This is a genomic window from Bacillus sp. UNC437CL72CviS29, from assembly GCF_000482345.1.
In the GTDB taxonomy this organism is placed as follows: Bacteria; Bacillota; Bacilli; order Bacillales; family Bacillaceae_G; genus Bacillus_A; species Bacillus_A arachidis.
In genome coordinates this window covers 128889-147328 of sequence record NZ_AXVB01000010.1, presented here as the reverse complement: position 1 = coordinate 147328, position 18440 = coordinate 128889, and the positions used below count along the sequence as shown (strand labels likewise).

General features: G+C 35.4%; 15 protein-coding genes, 2 other RNA genes, 3 pseudogenes and 2 riboswitches. Of the genes and pseudogenes, 15 read left to right on the top strand and 5 right to left on the bottom strand.

Annotated features, from left to right (window positions below; all coding sequences use genetic code 11):
- Positions 1 to 294 precede the first annotated feature (294 nt).
- On the top strand, positions 295 to 1506 hold the full coding sequence (locus M014_RS0111235) for an IS110 family transposase (protein WP_026591128.1): 1212 nt from the start codon (positions 295 to 297) through the stop codon (positions 1504 to 1506).
- A gap of 134 nt (positions 1507 to 1640) precedes the next feature.
- Here the strand turns inward: M014_RS0111235 and M014_RS26820 are convergent.
- A pseudogene (locus M014_RS26820) lies at positions 1641 to 2078 on the bottom strand (transposase); the annotation flags it as partial.
- A pseudogene (locus M014_RS26815) lies at positions 2072 to 2485 on the bottom strand (IS6 family transposase); the annotation flags it as partial. The pseudogenes M014_RS26815 and M014_RS26820, both read right to left, overlap by 7 nt.
- A 66-nt stretch (positions 2486 to 2551) precedes the next feature.
- Here M014_RS26815 and M014_RS28255 point away from each other — a divergent pair.
- The 3 genes and pseudogenes from M014_RS28255 to pbuX all read left to right on the top strand — a co-directional run.
- A pseudogene (locus tag M014_RS28255) lies at positions 2552 to 2863 on the top strand (IS4 family transposase); the annotation flags it as partial.
- Positions 2864 to 3229: 366 nt separating this feature from the next.
- Positions 3230 to 3331, top strand: a riboswitch (purine riboswitch).
- A 106-nt stretch (positions 3332 to 3437) separates the two neighbouring features.
- Positions 3438 to 4031 (top strand): xanthine phosphoribosyltransferase, encoded by a 594-nt coding sequence (locus M014_RS0111225; RefSeq protein ID WP_026591814.1) that lies wholly within the window; start codon positions 3438 to 3440, stop codon positions 4029 to 4031.
- A gap of 2 nt (positions 4032 to 4033) precedes the next feature.
- Complete coding sequence (pbuX, locus tag M014_RS0111220; RefSeq protein ID WP_026591813.1) at positions 4034 to 5356, top strand: xanthine permease PbuX; 1323 nt, start codon at positions 4034 to 4036, stop codon at positions 5354 to 5356.
- A gap of 16 nt (positions 5357 to 5372) precedes the next feature.
- On the opposite strand, the gene M014_RS0111215 is transcribed toward pbuX, so the two are convergent.
- The gene (locus M014_RS0111215) at positions 5373 to 6539 is read right to left on the bottom strand and encodes a DUF418 domain-containing protein (RefSeq protein WP_026591812.1); all 1167 of its coding nucleotides are present in this window, start codon (positions 6537 to 6539) and stop codon (positions 5373 to 5375) included.
- Positions 6540 to 7029: 490 nt separating this feature from the next.
- On the opposite strand from M014_RS0111215, the gene M014_RS0111200 reads away from it, so the two are divergent.
- Positions 7030 to 10686: a dynamin family protein gene (locus tag M014_RS0111200; RefSeq protein WP_026591811.1), complete on the top strand. Its 3657-nt coding sequence runs from the start codon at positions 7030 to 7032 to the stop codon at positions 10684 to 10686.
- A 6-nt stretch (positions 10687 to 10692) separates the two neighbouring features.
- On the opposite strand, the gene M014_RS0111195 is transcribed toward M014_RS0111200, so the two are convergent.
- Complete coding sequence (locus M014_RS0111195) at positions 10693 to 10947, bottom strand: DUF3931 domain-containing protein (protein ID WP_000369734.1); 255 nt, start codon at positions 10945 to 10947, stop codon at positions 10693 to 10695.
- A 71-nt stretch (positions 10948 to 11018) separates the two neighbouring features.
- On the opposite strand from M014_RS0111195, the gene M014_RS0111190 reads away from it, so the two are divergent.
- From M014_RS0111190 to ssrS (M014_RS28245), 5 genes are all read left to right on the top strand, one after another.
- On the top strand, positions 11019 to 11474 hold the full coding sequence (locus M014_RS0111190; protein WP_026591810.1) for a GNAT family N-acetyltransferase: 456 nt from the start codon (positions 11019 to 11021) through the stop codon (positions 11472 to 11474).
- A gap of 58 nt (positions 11475 to 11532) precedes the next feature.
- Positions 11533 to 11805 (top strand): DUF2533 family protein, encoded by a 273-nt coding sequence (locus M014_RS0111185; RefSeq protein WP_026591809.1) that lies wholly within the window; start codon positions 11533 to 11535, stop codon positions 11803 to 11805.
- Positions 11806 to 11807: 2 nt separating this feature from the next.
- Positions 11808 to 12641 (top strand): sulfurtransferase, encoded by an 834-nt coding sequence (locus M014_RS0111180; RefSeq protein ID WP_026591808.1) that lies wholly within the window; start codon positions 11808 to 11810, stop codon positions 12639 to 12641.
- Between the two features lie 115 nt (positions 12642 to 12756).
- A non-coding RNA gene (gene ssrS, locus M014_RS28250) (6S RNA) lies at positions 12757 to 12939 on the top strand.
- A 21-nt stretch (positions 12940 to 12960) separates the two neighbouring features.
- Positions 12961 to 13144: non-coding RNA, 6S RNA (gene ssrS, locus M014_RS28245), on the top strand.
- A 225-nt stretch (positions 13145 to 13369) separates the two neighbouring features.
- Here ssrS (M014_RS28245) and M014_RS0111175 read toward each other — a convergent pair.
- Positions 13370 to 13819, bottom strand: coding sequence for a hypothetical protein (locus tag M014_RS0111175; protein WP_026591807.1), 450 nt, complete (start codon positions 13817 to 13819; stop codon positions 13370 to 13372).
- 82 nt (positions 13820 to 13901) lie between these two features.
- Between M014_RS0111175 and M014_RS0111170 the strand changes: the two genes are divergently transcribed.
- From M014_RS0111170 to M014_RS0111150, 5 genes are all read left to right on the top strand, one after another.
- Complete coding sequence (locus M014_RS0111170) at positions 13902 to 14213, top strand: hypothetical protein (RefSeq protein WP_026591806.1); 312 nt, start codon at positions 13902 to 13904, stop codon at positions 14211 to 14213.
- A 3-nt stretch (positions 14214 to 14216) separates the two neighbouring features.
- On the top strand, positions 14217 to 15443 hold the full coding sequence (locus tag M014_RS0111165) for a glutathionylspermidine synthase family protein (protein ID WP_026591805.1): 1227 nt from the start codon (positions 14217 to 14219) through the stop codon (positions 15441 to 15443).
- A gap of 2 nt (positions 15444 to 15445) precedes the next feature.
- Positions 15446 to 15832, top strand: coding sequence for a DUF350 domain-containing protein (locus tag M014_RS0111160; protein ID WP_026591804.1), 387 nt, complete (start codon positions 15446 to 15448; stop codon positions 15830 to 15832).
- A 145-nt stretch (positions 15833 to 15977) separates the two neighbouring features.
- A riboswitch (M-box (ykoK) riboswitch) is annotated at positions 15978 to 16141 on the top strand.
- Positions 16142 to 16522: 381 nt separating this feature from the next.
- On the top strand, positions 16523 to 17254 hold the full coding sequence (locus M014_RS0111155) for a P-type ATPase (protein WP_026591803.1): 732 nt from the start codon (positions 16523 to 16525) through the stop codon (positions 17252 to 17254).
- 134 nt (positions 17255 to 17388) lie between these two features.
- Positions 17389 to 18255 (top strand): 5'-3' exonuclease, encoded by an 867-nt coding sequence (locus tag M014_RS0111150; RefSeq protein WP_026591802.1) that lies wholly within the window; start codon positions 17389 to 17391, stop codon positions 18253 to 18255.
- Positions 18256 to 18440 lie beyond the last annotated feature (185 nt).

The following is an 18440-nucleotide window of genomic DNA, read 5'->3' as shown; positions in this document are numbered from 1 at the left end:
AATTTTTTTACTATGCTACCTGATGAGTAGAAGTGGTATACTCATAAATAACACCCAAAACATACTAAGATTAGTAGTGTAAACCAATGCATTGGTTTACACTACTATTTTTTTATAGTAGAAGTGAAGAGTAGGTCGCTTTGATATTGGGATTTTAAATCCGTACCCAAAACAGACCTTCTTCACTTACCTTATTTGAATCAGTTTAGTATGTGGATCCTTGAGATCGTGTATAAGAAATGGGAATCGATAAGAGTAAGATGAGGACTTCAATTCTACATAAGGAGGAAAAATATGCAACATGTAATTGCGTTTGATGTTAGTATGGGAAAAAGTTATATGGTTATTTATAATGCTCAAAAACAATGTATTTTTGAAAGTGAAATCAATCATTCTAAGCCTGATTTTGAAGAACTACGAAAACGAATAGATCAACTTATGAATGAAAATAAGAAATCACCTCACATTGTGTTCGAAGCAACTGGTGTCTATTCGAGACAACTAGAGCGTTTTATGCAAGATAACAAGTTTGAATACTTTCTGTTGAACCCTTTAGAAGCGAAATTACAATGTGACTCCTTACGGATTCATAAAACCGATAGAAGCGACGCGCATCAATTAGCTCTCACACATTTCACGGCTTCCCGGAGGGAAAAGACAGGCACAGATAACTTATTTTATCAATTAAAATCACTCTCAAGGTTCTATAATGAACTGGATGACGAATTATCTTTGATTCGTAGCCGAATGCATAAAGTCATTCAATTGACATTTCCGGAATTGGAACAGATTTTCATAACTAAGTCAGATTTATTTCTAAACTTTGTTCAATTATTCCCTCACCCAGACTTTGTTCAAAATCTTTCTAAAACGGTCATGAAGAATCAGATTCGTAAGAATACCAATAAAAACATCTCAATCCGTATAGCAGAAAAGAAGGCTATGGAAGTACTTGAAGCTGCCAGGTATTCTTATCCAGCCGTACGTCAGGATGACGTTTTATGTGAACAACTCAAATCGTACGCGAAACGCTATCAGGAGCTCCTTCATCAAAAAGAACAGTGTATCACGAAGATGGTACGATTAGCTGAAAGTCGCACAGAATATCCAATTATTCTTAGTTTTCCGGGAATAGGTCCCAATACGGCTATACGCTTGTTAGCTGAAATCGGTGATATTACTCGCTTCAAGAATAACAAACAACTTAATGCATTTGCAGGTATTGATATACGCCGTTTTCAATCAGGAAAAACTTTTTTCAAAGATAAGATCAATAAACGTGGAAATAAGCATCTGCGTAAGCTTCTTTTTCTCATTATCCAGAACATGATAAAACTACGTCGTTACGGACAGAACCACATTGTTGAGTATTATGATAAATTAAAAACGCAACCTTATAACAAATGTCATAAAGTTGCGTCAATCGCATGTGTAAATAAGTTATTGAAGCTTCTCTTCTACCTTATTACACATAATATACACTATGATTATCGGTTAACCGCCTGAAATCATAGTCTCATTCATCATACTATATTTATTCCCCCTAGTAAAAAAATGAATACATATTAGGGGTATTTAGTTTGCATTAAATTTAATATATGCGATATTCAATTGATTAAAAATCTAAAAATAATGATTGACTAATCGTAAGAAATATCAAAGACTGTCTTTTTCTCGTATCGATGAGATTTTCGTCCGTTACGCTGTAGGAGGTTAAACAGACGAAGGAGAACCTTTGATAATTCTTGGGTGTTTTTGTGTAATGCTTGGTAAAAAAGTAAAAAATAATCCTTAATTATGTACATCGCTTTATATTCACTTAGCTCTTTCTGTTTCTTACGTAACAGGAGTTCTCGCATTTTAAACATAGTAGAAGAACATAATAGAATACTAATGAGTTGCCCATAAAGGTGACATTCTAATCGCTCTTGTTTAATAGATTTACAACGATGAATTTGAAACCAAGATTTCCATATTTTAAATAACAGTTCAATTTGCCAACGTAGTGAATATAAATCATAGATTTTCTCTTTTGGTACCCATTCCGTAGGAATATTTGTCATATATACCGTAATGCCGGCGCTTTGTCTGTAGTGAGAACCGTTGGTTCTCCAAAATGTTTTACTAATCTTTTCATGAAGGCATAGGCAGCCTGATGATCCCGTTTTTTACGAAGTTGAATATCCAATGTGTGTCCATCTTTATCAATTGCACGATAGAGATAACGCCACTCTCCCTTAATTTTGATATAAGTCTCATCCAAATGCCAAGATAATCGTGCAGATTTATTTTTCATTTTCCAAATTTGATAGATGAGATTGCCATATTCATGAACCCATCGCATGATGGTTGTTGGGTGAACTGAAATGCCACGTTCTTTCAGAATTTCAGAGACATCGCGATAACTTAAAGAAAAACGACAGTAGTAGCCGACAGCTACTAAAATAATCTCTTTCTTGAATTGTTTTCCTTTAAAATACCTCATGCCTGATTCTCCTAGATCCTGTTTTCTAGGGTGTAGCTCCATGTAGAAAACTTTGCAACAGAACCGTGCCACTTATACGGACAATTAATAAGTATCCCTCTTTGTTCTTCCACCATGTTTCAAATGCGCCAATTACTCCTCATCAAGAAGAAACGAGAATTAAGTGAATATAAAGCGATTTATATCATAAAAGATTATTTTTCACTTATTTATCAATCTTTACAAGAAAACACTCAAGAATTAATAAAGATATTGTTTCGTCTGTTTAATCTCTTACAGAAAAACGGCCGGAAATCCCATAGGTATGAGAAGAAAACAGTCTTTGATATCTTAAGCGTCGTATACAACTTTTCTATGTCTCACAATCATGTAGCGTAATCAAAAAAATGAAACCTGATAGGTTTATTTGGTATGCAAATCTTTAAAGAACTTACACTGGATCTCTAGAAAAAAGAAAAAATCTCACCTGAAATTAAACTTATATAAGCTTAGGTTGATGGGCATGGGGTGTAAGATTTAACTTGGAAAATTTATATCAAGGGGAGTATAAAGTGCATGGATAGAGGGGGGAATAATAGCAATTACATAAGATGGGCTAGTTATTTTATGAGCCCATAGTAGAAAAATACAAGATGTAAGAGGTTTCAAAACTCGAACAAAAAAGATATTTTTATCAAATTTGTACGTGTTTTTTCCTGGAAATGCTTTTCAAAACAAAAAAAGTGCGTTATAATCCTTCTATAAAATAAATAGGTTAGCTACACTCATATAATCGCGGGGATATGGCCTGCAAGTTTCTACCGAAGTACCGTAAATACTTCGACTATGAGTGAGGACGAATATATTGCTGGTTTAGCATTCTTTTTTGCGAAGCTCTAAAAGCGCGTCTCTCACTTGTAACGAGTGGTAGCGGCTTTTAGAGTTTTTTTATTGCATAAGAGGAGGAACAAACATGAAAGTATTACAAGAAAAGATTTTAAATGAAGGAACGGTTTTATCTGGTGATGTATTAAAAGTAGATGCATTTTTAAATCATCAAATTGATCCAGTACTTATGCAAGAAATTGGAAAAGAGTTTGCGCAGCGTTTTAAAGAAGAGAACATTACAAAAATCGTGACGATTGAATCTTCAGGAATTGCGCCGGCAGTTATGGCAGCTTTAGAGCTTGGTGTAAAAGTAATCTTTGCAAGAAAGCGTAAATCGTTAACGTTACAAGATAATATGTATGTTGCGAAAGTATACTCATTTACAAAACAAGAAACGAATGAGATTTCATTATCTAGAAATCATATCAATGAAAGTGATCGTGTATTAATCATTGATGACTTTTTAGCAAACGGTCAGGCAGCCTTAGGCTTAATGAGTTTAGTTGAACAGGCTGGTGCAAGTATTGCTGGAATTGGAATTGTAATTGAAAAAGCATTTCAAGATGGAGGAAAGAAACTACGTGAGAGCGGTGTTCGTGTAGAATCACTTGCAGAAATTGCATCACTTGATAACGGTACTGTTACATTTGTTCAGCATGAGACTGCGGAGGTGAAATAGTCATGAAGCAACACCCATTTAAAATCGCATCCCTTGGCATTCAGCATATGCTTGCGATGTATGCAGGAGCAATAATTGTTCCGCTTATTGTCGGCGGGGGACTTGGCTTAAATCAACAAGAATTAACATACTTAGTATCCATCGATTTATTAATGTGTGGTGTCGCAACGATTTTACAAGCTTTATCGAATCGTTTTTTTGGAATTGGCCTTCCTGTTGTACTCGGTTGTACATTTACAGCGGTGGGACCGATGATTGCTATCGGTAAACAATACGGTGTTTCTTCTATATATGGAGCAATTATTGCAGCGGGATTATTTGTTGTTGTTTTTGCAAAGCTATTTGGAAAGCTTGTGAAACTGTTCCCGCCTGTTGTAACGGGTTCGGTCGTTACAGTGATTGGAGTTACATTAGTTCCAGCAGCTATTAATGACATGGCCGGGGGAGTTGGAAGTAAAGATTTTGGTAGTCTTGAAAATTTAGCATTAGCATTTGGTGTATTACTATTTATTATACTCATGTACCGCTTTTTTGATGGTTTTATCCGTTCTATTTCGATATTATTAGGGCTTTTATTTGGTACAATTATTGCAGCATTTATGGGAAAGGTGAGCTTCCAAGCTGTTGGCGAAGCAGACTGGTTTCACGGTATTCAGCCGTTTTACTTTGGCACACCAACATTTGAATTAACGCCGGTTATTACGATGATTCTTGTTGCTTGCGTTGGGATTGTGGAAGCAACTGGTGTGTATTTTGCCTTATCGGATATTTGTAATAAAAAGATCGGTGAAAAAGATTTAACTAAAGGTTACCGTGCCGAAGGGTTAGCGATGGTCCTAGGTGGTATTTTTAATGCATTTCCGTATACGACTTATTCTCAAAACGTAGGTCTTGTCCAATTAACAGGGGTACGTAATCGCGTTATCATTTATACATGCGGTGGTATGCTAATCGTTCTTGGTTTTATTCCTAAGATTGCAGCGATTACAACAATTATTCCGAAGCCAGTGCTTGGTGGTGCTATGCTAGCAATGTTTGGTATGGTGATGGCATACGGTATTAAAATGCTAAGCAGTGTAGATTTTGCAAAACAAGAAAATTTATTAATCGTAGCATGCTCTGTTGGTATTGGACTTGGGGTAACAGTCGTTCCAACGTTATTCTCTCAGCTTCCAGAAAGCGTTCGTATTTTAACAGATAACGGAATTGTACTTGGAAGTGCGTCAGCTGTACTTTTAAATATTGTATTTAATATGGTTCCGCAGCGCAAAGCGAAAACAAAAGAAGAGCAAGTTCCCATGCAAAGCGCTGTAAGAGAGGCATAAGTAAAAAGCAAGGTTCTCATTGAGAAACCTTGCTTTTCTTTTTTAGTGGCATCAATTTCCCATACGTACCTAGGCGCCAAATATATTCAAGCGGACCGTACTGATAATGAGAGAGCCACCAGCGACTAATAAAGATTTGTATTGTATAAAAACCGATACAAAACAGTGGACCTATCCATAATGGAACCGGTAAGGAATTTTTGAAAACTAGACCAAATACAACGAGTGTGATAATTGTATGCGAAATGTAATTCGTTAGAGCCATACGTCCTACAAATTGAAATGGTCGTAATAACTTTTGCCATCTTTCCTTCTGTAATAAACGCATCAGTGTGAAAATGTAGAATATAAATAAAGTTTTACCACTAAACATCGTAAAACCACTCATGTAGATTGGTTCATAAGGTTGTTTTGTTACAAAGTAACGGATCATAAAGAACCACATTGGAAGTGTTAAGATAAACATAATCATTTGCCATTTTTTTAGCTTTGAATCTAATTCTTTTGTTCGGCGGAACATGTCTTTTTTGCCAGCATATAAGCCGAGCAAGAACAATCCAACTGTTTCTGGTAGCATTGAAATATTTAACCAGATTGATTCAGAATAAAAGGCGTGAAAGCGATCTTGTACTTGTAACCTCCAGTTTTCTAAAGGCATAATTGGTAGGGATGATGTTAATTCTTCTATTGGCACAAACGCAATTATGACACTGGTTACTAATATGAAAAGTTGGAAAAGAGTTAATAGAATGAATGAACATACCAAAATGGTGTGTGGTTGTCTCTTATAAAATAATAACAAGAAAAATCCTGAGATTGCATAAGTATGTAAAATATCACCATCCCATAAAAGGACGTAATGTAAGAAGCCGAATAATAATAAAATGAGGAGTCGACGAATGAATAATATTTTTGGATGAGCTGTTTTTGCTTCAGCACGCTGCATAAAAATGAAAAAGCCTAGTCCGAACAAAAAGGAAAAAATAGTATAAAATTTCGTTTGAATAAACATGTCATAAAACAAACGAACATAACTGTCTATTCCTTCGTAACTGCCTGTAATATCAGGAGAGTCAACACCAGCAATAACAGGCCAGTTAACAAGAAAAATACCAAATACAGCAACCCCTCTAATAATATCAATCGAATGAATCCTCTCGCTTTGTGAAATGTTTTGCGTCATTTTTTTCCTCCTTTAGGTAAATCTCTTTTATTATACAAAATGTAAAGGAATGGAGATAGAGGTGTTCCTAAATTTTGGAACTGTTAAGATGTTTATTATGAGATATAATAAAGTTGCACAACAAGTTGTTCACTCCTTTAAAACAGGTAGTAAAGAAGTTCCTTGTTTTCAAGGAACTTCTTTTTTAGAAAATAATATTGATAATGATTCTCTTTAATGATAAAATGTACTCAAAAGTGATAATCATTATCAAAAAAGGTTGGTGTGCTAAATATGGTATATGCATTTGTTGCAGGAACAGTTGCTGTGTATGCTATTGTTACAAAATATGTGTTAAATGAAGTCGGAGCAACAAAATGAACAAACTTACATAGAATCCCTTTCATCTGTTAAAAAGAATGAAAGGGATTTTTTATTTTTAATGAGAATATCCTGAAAATTTAGTATGATAATAGGGTAAATACATCATGGAATAAAGGGGAACAAGGGGATGACAAACATAGTACAGACAAACAGTATACAAAAACTTGTTTGTTTTTATGAAGAATGGCAGAAGCACGGCGACATTGAAAATAGCTTGAAGTTATTTGAAGTAATTCAAAAATATAAACAAGAGCAACTTATGATTGCTTTTTGTGGTCACTTTTCTGCTGGGAAATCGACAATGATGAATCACTTATATAAAGCTCAGTTATTGCCAACAAGTCCGATTCCGACAAGCGCGAATGTTGTTAAAATTGAAAAGGGACAGGACCGTGTTGTTGTGACAGTGAAATCTGGAGAACATTATGAATATGATGGTGCATACTCAGCGGAGGAATTGAAGCAACTTTGTAAAAATGGTGATGAAATAATTGGTGTTCATATTTATCGAAATGATGCACCGATTCTTGATGGCGTTATGCTTGTTGATACACCTGGAATTGATTCGACAGATGATGCACATCAATTAGCAACAGAATCAACGCTCCATCTTGCAGATGTTATTTTTTACATGATGGACTATAATCATGTGCAGTCTGAAGTGAACTTGCAATTTGTGAAAGAATTGAAGCAGCGTAATAAAACGGTTTATCTTGTTATCAACCAAATCGATAAGCATAAAGAAAGAGAGTTATCATTTGAGAGTTATACGAAAAGTGTGAGCCAATCTTTTTCTAACTGGGATATTGAAGTAGACGGCATTTTTTATACTTCTTTACGAATGATGAACCATTCGCATAATGAAATAAAACGATTAGAGGGATTGCTTTCTTCTATTATGAAAGAGCGTGAGCAGTATGTGAAAAATGGTATGGAAAGGGAAACAGAATACTTATTACAAGAGCATTTTTCATTCGTTCTTTCAGAAAATGAAAAACAATTAATGCCCTATCAAAAAGAATTAGCATCACCTCTGCCGCTCGAAGATGTGACGGAAAAGAAAGAAGAGCTTATTGAAAATAAACGACGCGTGGCTGGTAAAGAATCGGACGTGAAAAATGAATTTATTAAAGGTTTGCAAGCGATATTAGATAACGCTTACTTAATGCCGTTTGAAATGAGAGAGCTAGCAAATCAATATTTAGAAACGAAACTAACAAAATTTAAAGTTGGTTTGCTATTTGCAAAAGGAAAAACAGAGCAAGAGAAACAAAGGCGTCTAGATGCATTTTATTCAGCACTAGGGAAGACCGTTGAGACACAGATTGATTTTCATGTGAAAGAATTTATTGTAGCTTTCTTAAAAGATGAAGAGATGTTTACGGAAGAAGTCGGAAAAGAGATATATGCACTGCAAGTTTCTTTTGACCCTGAATTATTAGCAGAAACCATTAAACAAGGTGCAGGGTTTACAGGAGATTACTTACTTCTTTATACAGCTGATGTTGCGAATGAGTTAAAGAAAAGATACTTTATGAAAGCACAGCAAGTTTTCGAAAAAAGTACGAGCGTTTTACAGCAAAAGATGAAGAATGAGATTGCTCATATTGAACAAGAAATTGAGCAATATACTATGTTACAGACAGCAAAAGAAACAAAATTACAATACATTAAAGCGTATGATGAATACGAGAATTACTTACAAGGCATTTGGGCAGGTCATGTATCTGTACCAGATGGATTGCAAATAGAAGAAGTATTACAAGGGAAGAAACAGGTTGTAAATGAGAAGTTTAGATTACAAGAACAAGAGATACAAGATGAGAGCATTTCTTATCATGAAGAAAATATCAAAACAACAGCAACATTAAATATTCAACGTATATTAGAACAAGTAAAGGGTGCGGAAACGGTATTAGAACCTCTGCAGGCGCTGCAACACTTGCATCAAGAAGTTGTTGGGAAAAGAAAACGTGTTGAAACGAAACAATTTACAGTAGCGCTATTTGGAGCCTTTAGTGCAGGTAAATCATCATTTGCAAATGCATTGCTTGGTGAAAATGTACTCCCAGTGTCTCCAAATCCGACAACGGCGACGATTAATCAAATTTTACCGATTACAGAAGAAAAGCCTCACGGTACAGTAGTTGTTCAATTTAAATCAGAGCAAGCGTTATTAGAAGATATGAAAGCTGTTTATAAATTGTTTCATTATGAAATTGAGACATTTGAAGAAGCGTTATCACAAATAAATACGATTTTGAAATATCCATCACCAAGTGGAAAACAAAAAACAATGTTTAGTTTTTTACGTGCGGTGCAGAGGGGATATCAGGCAGTTTCTAATAACTTGGGGGAACAAGTACAAGTTACGTTAGAAGAATTCTCTGATTATGTAGCGAATGAAGAGAAATCATGTTTTGTTGAATATATGGAATTGTACTATGATTGTGCTTTAACGAGACAAGGAGTCGCTCTTGTTGATACACCAGGAGCAGATTCTATTAATGCTCGCCATACGGATGTTGCATTCCAATATATTAAAAATGCTGATGCGATTTTATTTGTAACGTATTACAATCATGTCTTTTCAAGAGCGGATCGTGAATTTTTAATTCAGCTTGGTCGCGTGAAAGATACATTTGCGCTTGATAAAATGTTCTTCTTAATTAATGCGGCAGACTTAGCGCAATCTCAAGATGAGTTGGAAATGGTGAAAGGATATATTGCAGATCAACTCCTACAGTATGGTATTCGCAATCCACGTCTCTTTGCAATTTCAAGCTTATGTGCACTTGAGGAGAAACAAGGAAAGAGTATTGCAAAAGAAAAGTATGGTATTTTGGAAAATTCGGGGATTGCAAAGTTTGAAGAATCATTCACATCCTTTATGATGAATGATTTAATGCTTGTATCTATCCATTCTTTATATAACGCATTGCAAAGCGCAGATCAGCTTCTGGCAAATATGATACAAGGAGCAAAGCAAGGAAATGATGAAAAAGAAAAACAAATAAAAAAATATGAAGCAGAACGTGAGCAGCTACTTCATATTATTTCATCGTATAGTGTACTTGCAGAAGAGCAAGCAATGCAAAATGAAGTGAAAGAACTGTTATATTATGTGGAGCAACGTCTATTTTTACGTTATAACGATGTATTTACTGAATTTATTAACCCAGCATCCCTTCGAACAGATGGAAATGTGAAAATGAAACTGCAAGAATGTCTCATGGAACTTGTAGCCTTTATTCAGCATGATTTATTACAGGAAATGCGAGCAACATCACTACGTCTTGAAAAATGGATCGATGAAGCGATGCAACGTGCAAGGAATGAAATCGCGGTGAAATGTAAGTTGGAAAATGAATCTATTTCTATGAATGGGACAGCAGATTACGAATACCAAATTATTACGCATAAAGAGCCGTTTCCTACTATAGAAATAAAACATTTTAAAAAGGCATTATCTCATTTCAAAAATGAGAAAAGCTTCTTTGAAAAAAATGATAAAGCAGCAATGCAGGAAGATACAAAGGAATCACTTGAGCCCGTCGTATCTCAATATGTAGCTGATGAAGAAGAGATATTTATCCAGCACTATAAACAAGAATGGGAATTGAAATGGGATGCATTCAAAAAAGTCATGCAGGAAGATGTTAAGCAGTATTATGCAAGTGTATTATTTGCTTTAGCGGAAACAATCGATGTAGCGCTATATGAACAAAGTAAGGAACAATTGCGGAAACGGTTAACAGCAATCGAAAAGGAAATTCATATTTGAAAAGCTCTATGAAAAAAAGATTCGTTCAATTTTCTTTTGCAGTACAGCATCCAATGATTTTACGAATCCTGCAAATTCATCTGTAGAAATCATATGGGTAAGAACCAAGCGTCTGCCATCTGGTGTTTCACCGCATAAGACGAACGAAGAAAACTCATATGTTTTTCCATCTACAACTAATTTTGGGTGGGAATATGTTCCGTTTTTCTTTTTCTTTCCATCAATCGAGATGACGTTGCACTTTTTCTCATTGTTGTCCATGGTGAATCCCTCCTTTGTATTACTTATGGTAGACAAGGAGGGTTTAGAACAAGAGGGAAAGGGGAAATTTTATGGAGATTGTAATAGAACACATATCTAAAGAGATAGCACCGAAATCATTGCTATTACTCGCCGATCCAAGTGATGTGCAAATTCATGCATATTTGCAGCGCGGCCTTATCCATGTTGCGAAAGTGGCAGGAAAGGTTATAGGTGTATATGTATTGCTTGAGACAAGACCACAAACAATGGAAATTATGAATATCGCTGTTTCTGAAGAAGTACAAGGAAAAGGGATTGGAAAACAATTATTACAGCACGCAATTATAACTGCCAAAGAAAAACACATGCATAATCTTGAAGTAGGGACAGGGAATTCTAGTATTTCACAGCTTGCTTTCTATCAAAAATGTGGTTTTCGTATTTTTTCTATTGATTTTGATTACTTTTCGAAGCATTATGAAGAAGAGATTATTGAAAATGGAATTGTATGCCGAGATATGATTCGGCTTACAATGGAACTCTAATCATTTTTTTATGAAGTTATTTGGCAAGAAAATATAAATTATTTAGGGGGAAGAGAAGATGGAAGTACATAAAGCAATTACAGCACATTCTCGTAAACAAAATGAAATTGTGACAACATTTTTACAGCTAGAAGCACAGCGTGAAGCAGCAATTGAAGCGGCAGTAGCACTCGCATCAAATGGAAAACATTTCTCAGTAGATTCGATTAATATGGTAACGAAACAAATTAATAACCTTGCTAAACGAGGTGTTGCACCACAACGTAAAATTGTAACAGAAGATATGGTTATGGAGTATGTAGGTCGCCTGCAAGAGAAAGAAGGTCGTTAAGTATGATTGTTACAGTCGAATGGTTACGTGATCATATAGAAGATGAACATGTCCGCATAGTCGATTGTCGTTTTGACTTGGCTAATCCAAATTGGGGAAGAGAACAGTATGAAAAAGAACATATTCCTCATGCGCTATATTTTGATTTGAATCTTGATTTATCCAGTTCTATTACGGAGCATGGCGGTCGTCATCCACTTCCAGATATTCAGGATTTTGCTGAAAAGCTTTCTCAAGCTGGTATTGATGAACATACGACAGTAGTTGCATATGACAGTCAAGCAGGTGCAATGGCTTCGCGTTTATGGTGGCTATTAACATATGTAGGGCATCAAAAAACATATTTGTTAAATGGTGGTTTTCCTGCTTGGAAAGAACAAAATTTATCTATAACAGCAGAAGTTCCAACTATTGAACGGAAAAAATTCATACCGAATGTACAAGATAACATGCTGGTAACGATGGAAGATGTGAAAGAAAAAATTCGTACAAATGCAGATGTTACGTTAATTGATTCGAGAGAGCCAAGACGTTATGCTGGTGTCGAAGAACTTGTTGATCCTAAAGCTGGTCACATTCCGACAGCAGAAAATTATTTTTGGAAAGATGGAATCACGGCGGAAGGTCAGTTCAAAAATAAAAATGAGCAAGAAGAACGGTTCCATCATCTTAATAAAGAGAAAGAAACAATTGTCTATTGTGGATCTGGTGTAACAGCATGTCCGAATATATTAGCGTTACAAACAGCTGGTTTTCGTAATGTGAAGTTATATGCTGGAAGCTGGAGTGATTGGATTTCTTATCCAGAAAACCAAATTGTAAAAGAAGGACAGTAACCTCTTGCATGTAAAAATATTTTGTATTAAAATAAGGTCACAAGTAAGAAATTACTTCAAAACATTACATTTTACACATTGCATGCAATGTGATAAGATAGCGACAAGTAAATAAAACATCCTGCGGTGTACGTAACTTATTTATGTCTAAAACCGATGTTAGTTATACGGAAGCTCAATATTTAGTGACCATCATCAAGCCTTCCTTATGGAGGAAGATGTACGGTAGCTGTGAGGGCATCCACCTGCGAGTAGCGGGTTTTTGGACATTTACGAGTGACGGCACGTGCGGGGGTCTTATTTCAACTAACATTAAATAAAATTCCTACGGTGTACGTAGCTTATGTATGTCTTAAACCAATGAGTATAATACGGAAGTTCAATATCTAAATGTAAACAGCATGCCATCTTTTTAAGAAGGAAGCTGAAAGCATTTATGAGAACATCCACCTGTGAGAGCAGGTTTATGGACATCTAGAGAGAACGGCATGTGTGGGGCTATATAAAAAACCTTACGTTTTATACGTAAGGTTTTTTTGTTGTAGGAGCCCTTTTTCGGTATGTTAGAAATGATTGCAATTTCATTGTGTGGAAAGCATAAAAATAGTAGAAATCAAATAGACTCCAAATGGTGGGAATTCATTTGATTGTTACCCCGCATTAACTGCCCGTAACAGCCTGATTCGCGAGGGCTGATAATCAGTGGCCCCACGAATTAAAGTTTCACTTTATCTGTGTTCACCTGTGAAATTTCCATAATAAACATAGCATTTTCGATCTTCATCAATCTCTCTGGAGTCTAGGGTGAATTCCATAAATATTCCGTCTTTTTGAACGTACAAAATATCTGAATGGAGATACGTTACAATCTCGTCATGGTTCCATACATCTTTACTTTCTATTAAAATCGAATTTTCTCCTAGTAATTCTCTAATCTCAAAACCTATATGGGAATATGTGGGTTCTGAAGGGTCGTTGAAAAATGTTTCTTTTTGCACATATAATACTGCTGTTCCATCGGGATCCATCGAGGTTGCTGTTACGACGTATGTATCTCCTTCTTTAACAAAGTACTCACAGGTCATCCTTGCGACAGCTTCAGACACAGAAATATCGGCATAGTTCCATAGAGCAGGATATTGTTTTGCTTCATCATTGAGTCGATATTCTAACCGCACTTGTAACCCCTCTTTCTTTTTCTTCTACTTTATCATGAATTCTTTTATAATAAAAATATAATATATAAAGGGGCGTTGGAAAGTGACAAAAACCAAATGGTTAGTAACGGGTGTTCTTACATCTTTAATGGCTGGTACTTTATCAGGCTGTACAAAAGATCTCCCTTCAAAACCAAAAGATAAGAGTTGTGCAGATTGGGATTGGGATGATGAACTTGGCGTGTGGCGATGCGATGACAGCCATTCAAGTCATCATGGGGGTTATTATTACGGTGGTAGATATTATCAAAATAAATCAACTTTCAAAAATTCTGCTGAATTTAAGTCCTATCAAGCTTCGTCCAATTTTAAAGGGGGAATTGGAAGCGGTTCAAAGGGCGGATCCGGAGGTTAAATTATGTCGCTTTACATAAAGAAACGAAGTGAATTTTATTCAAGGTTCTCTCACTTTTGGTCCGACTTATACGGGAGTGAATATAGTCTTTTTCATGTTTTTGAAATAACAGAACAAACAATCCAAAATTTGCAATTAGCAACGGAACGAATGGGAAAAGTATTTTTTAAGACTGCTAGGCTTCTTCGGACCTTGTCTGACGCTCAGCTTCTTGAACTTGGTTTTCCTTCTTCCAGTCTGCCTTTTATTAGAATGAAATCTCTATTTCCTGAATCTATTATTTCACGGTTTGATTTCGCGATGACAAATACTGGTATCAAAATGCTTGAGTTTAATAGCGATACTCCGACTTTTATCATGGAATGCTTTCAAATGAATGGGGAGGTCTGCAAAGAATTAGAGTATCATGACCCAAACAACAAACAGGAACGTCTTCTCTCTTCTGGTATCACAAAAGCTGTGATGGAAGCGGTTAAAGGGATAGAAAGACCAAACGTTGTCTTTACAGCCCATCATGAACATATAGAAGATTGGAATACAACTCGGTATTTGAGTCAGCTATGTCAGGTTAGCAACAAAGTGGTGTCAATGTCAGAACTCAGAATTACTGAAGATGCTTTACTTGACGGAGATGGTGTACCAATTGATGTTTTGTATCGCCAGACATATCCTATTGAACACTTAGTTGAGGACCAAGATCCTAACACTGGAGATCTTGTAGGGATCGAATTACTGCAGCTTGTAAAGGAAGGAAAGCTTTTTATTATAAATCCGATTTCATCTTTTCTACTGCAGCCGAAATCGGTTCAATGTATCATTTGGGGATTAGCGGAGGCAGGTGCTTTTTATACAAATGAGGAACAACAATGGATTAAAGAATATATGCTTCCTACTTACCTAGAAGCAGATCTGTTTTTAGGAAAAAGTTCTTTTGTTCAAAAACCTTCATTCGGTAGAGAAGGCGACACGGTTACAATTCGTGATAAAGACACTAATATTGTTAATCAAAATTCATATCAAACGTATAAAAAAGAGCTTCCTATATTTCAAAAATATTTAAAGCTTCCTGTTGTTTCTCTTGAGACTGAAAAGGGGATCGAGGAGCTGTCGTATGTGTTTGGATCATTTTTAATTGCTGGGAAGCCAAGTAGTATTGGTATACGTGCTGGTGAAAAAATTACGGGGAATGAATCATATTATTTACCTGTAGGAATTAAAAAGGAGGATTAGAAATGATAAATTTCTTACTTTATTTAGCAGTTACAATCGGTCTTTTATGTATTGGTCTTTTTCTTATGGAAGTGACAACAAAAGTGAAGGAATTTTCATTAATGGCTAAAGGGAATAAAGCAGCAAGCTATGCACTTGGAGGAAGACTTCTTGGGCTTGCAATTGTTTTGTATTCTACGGCTGCTCATTCTGTTTCATTAATGGATATGGTTTTATGGGGAGCGATTGGAGTATTAGCGCAAATTATTGTGTTTTATTTAGCTGAATGGCTTACACCGCGTTTTAATATCAACCAAAGCATCGAAGAAGATAACCAGGCTGTTGGACTTTTCCTTATGTTTTTATCAATTTCTATCGGAATCGTGATTGCTGGGTGTTTAACATATTGAAAAACCTTAAACAATTAGTATTAGAATAAGTGTATTTCTGTCTTGAATCATTTTCTAGGAAATACTTGTCGTAATAAGGAAAAAGTTTGAATTCAAAGTGTTGACATCTATTTTAAATAGGAGTAACATTTTCTATGTAATAAAAATAAGTCTCTGTTAGGTGAGGCTCCTGTATAGAGAAATGCTACTGCCCAAAAATGTCGAGAGACGCCAATGGGTCAACAGGAATGATCGAATTAAGGTTTTTCTTAACGTAGCTGGTAACGTACCTATGCTATACAGTGCTAAAACTCGGCGAGGGAGAGGTTCGCGGATTTCTATGTTGATTAGGAATCGCTTATTTATGTATGTAATGACCTTTACTCGCTTATGAGTAGAGGTCTTTTTATAAACAAGCTGTGATTATAAGTACTAACTAAAAAATGAAAAGGGAGGTGAGGAGCATGTCAAATTCTGACTCGGTTCCGTTACCCATATACTTCGAAACAAAAATATATGATGTAGGCAGGAAACGACTTGTTCCTCCCTCTATATTTATCATAAGATAACGTTCAGCTAGTTATGAGCTGAAATAAGGATGAGTTGAACGTGGCACACTTTAACAAGCTATAGAGAAATATGAGTGGTTAAAGTGAGATAAATTGAGAAACAAAGCGTTTCTTCCTATGTTGTAAAGGAGGAGACGGTAATATGTTATATGTAAATAAAATTGTGGGTAACATGTCACATAAACAAAGCAAAAAAATGTTGAAAGAACAATCTCTATTAAAACAAAATAAAGATTTGTTAATTGAAATTGCAACTAGAGATGTCAAATCTGTATTTGCTTATTTTAAAACAACAAGAGATGGTCTTTCAATGAAAGAAGCACAGAAGCGTATTCATGTGTACGGGAAAAATGAATTATCTTCAAAACGAGCAATTTTTTCTGATGTAATGATGAAATTAAGCGAAATGATTCCTGGTTTTGCAAAGCAACGTGTTCATAATTACAATCAGTGCGAGGTTGTAACAGTTACTGTTTCTAGGGTAGAAGGATATACATCTGTAGGTCAGAATAGTGAATCAAAAATAATGAAACTTCCAGTTGAAGAGCTAGTTCCAGGGGACATGGTTTTTCTATCAGCAGGTGATATAGTTCCAGCTGATGTACGTATTATATATGCAGAAGATTTGTTAGTAAATGAATCGGTGTTAACAGGAAAAGAAGCAAATGTAGAGAAATTTGAAAGCTGTTATCATCTTGAACGCAAACGTTTTATTCCATTAAAACGAATGAAAGACTACAATCCAATTCAACTTGAAAATGTATGTTTTAAAGGCACGCATATCGTGAATGGAACTGCGAAGGCTGTAGTCGTTTCAACAGGTAAAAATACGTATTCTGGATTGCTCCACACATGCTGTAGTCAAACATCTTGAGCTGTTAATGGTGCTAAATATATGAAAACATTGTATAATGGATAAAGTTGAACAAAAACGTAGAATGGTAATCTATTTATATAACCTTACGAGATAACGTGAGGTTATTATTTTTTGTTAGTAGGAGAGGAATTATGAGAAAAGTATTGTTAGTTGACGGTATGGCACTATTATTTCGTGCTTTTTACGCAACAAGTGTTTATGGACAATTTATGAAGAGAAAAGACGGTACCCCAACAAATGGGATTCATGGTTATATGAAACATTTATTAACAGCAACCCAAGCAATTGAACCGACGCATATTGTAACATGCTGGGATATGGGAAGTACGACATTCCGAACGGAATCGTTCTCAAATTATAAAGCAAACCGTGCAGCGCCACCAGAAGAATTGATTCCGCAATTTGATTTAGTACAAGAGATGACTTCACAGTTATCTATTCCTGTAATTGGAATGAAGGGCTATGAAGCTGATGACTGTATTGGTACGTTAGCAAAAGAATACGCTAGTGAGGCGGAAGTATATATTCTAACAGGTGATACAGATTTATTACAGCTTGTTGATACAAATGTTACCGTAATGCTTCTTCGTAAAGGAATCGGAAACTATGAATATTATACGCCAGAGAAGATTATGGAAGAAAAAGGCGTAGAGCCTTGGCAAATCGTTCATGCGAAAGCATTTATGGGAGACACGAGTGATAACTACCCAGGTGTAAAAGGAATTGGTGAGAAGACAGCGTATAAATTAATTCAAGAACATGGTACAGTAGCGGCAGTACTAGAAAATATAGCGTCATTGACGAAAGCACAGCGTACAAAAATTGAAAATGATTTGGAAAACTTAAATATATCATTACAATTGGCAAGAATTCATTGTGAAGTTCCAATTTCCTGTTTGTTAGAGGAAGGTTTGCATACAATTGATGAAGAGAAAGTACGTTTTGTTTGTGGAGAAATGAACTGGGGAAGACCCGAAATGTTTATAAATATGTTATAAAAAAGAAATGCTTTATACTATAAATAACGTCTAATCAAGTATATGTTGATTAGACGTTATTTTTTATGTAACTTCTTTCAATTGATGGAGTTGTCAGAAAAAATACTTAGTTTTCATCTGGAATTCAAACAGATTTCACATGAATCTTTTATTATAAAACTATACAGATAATCACTTATCTTTTA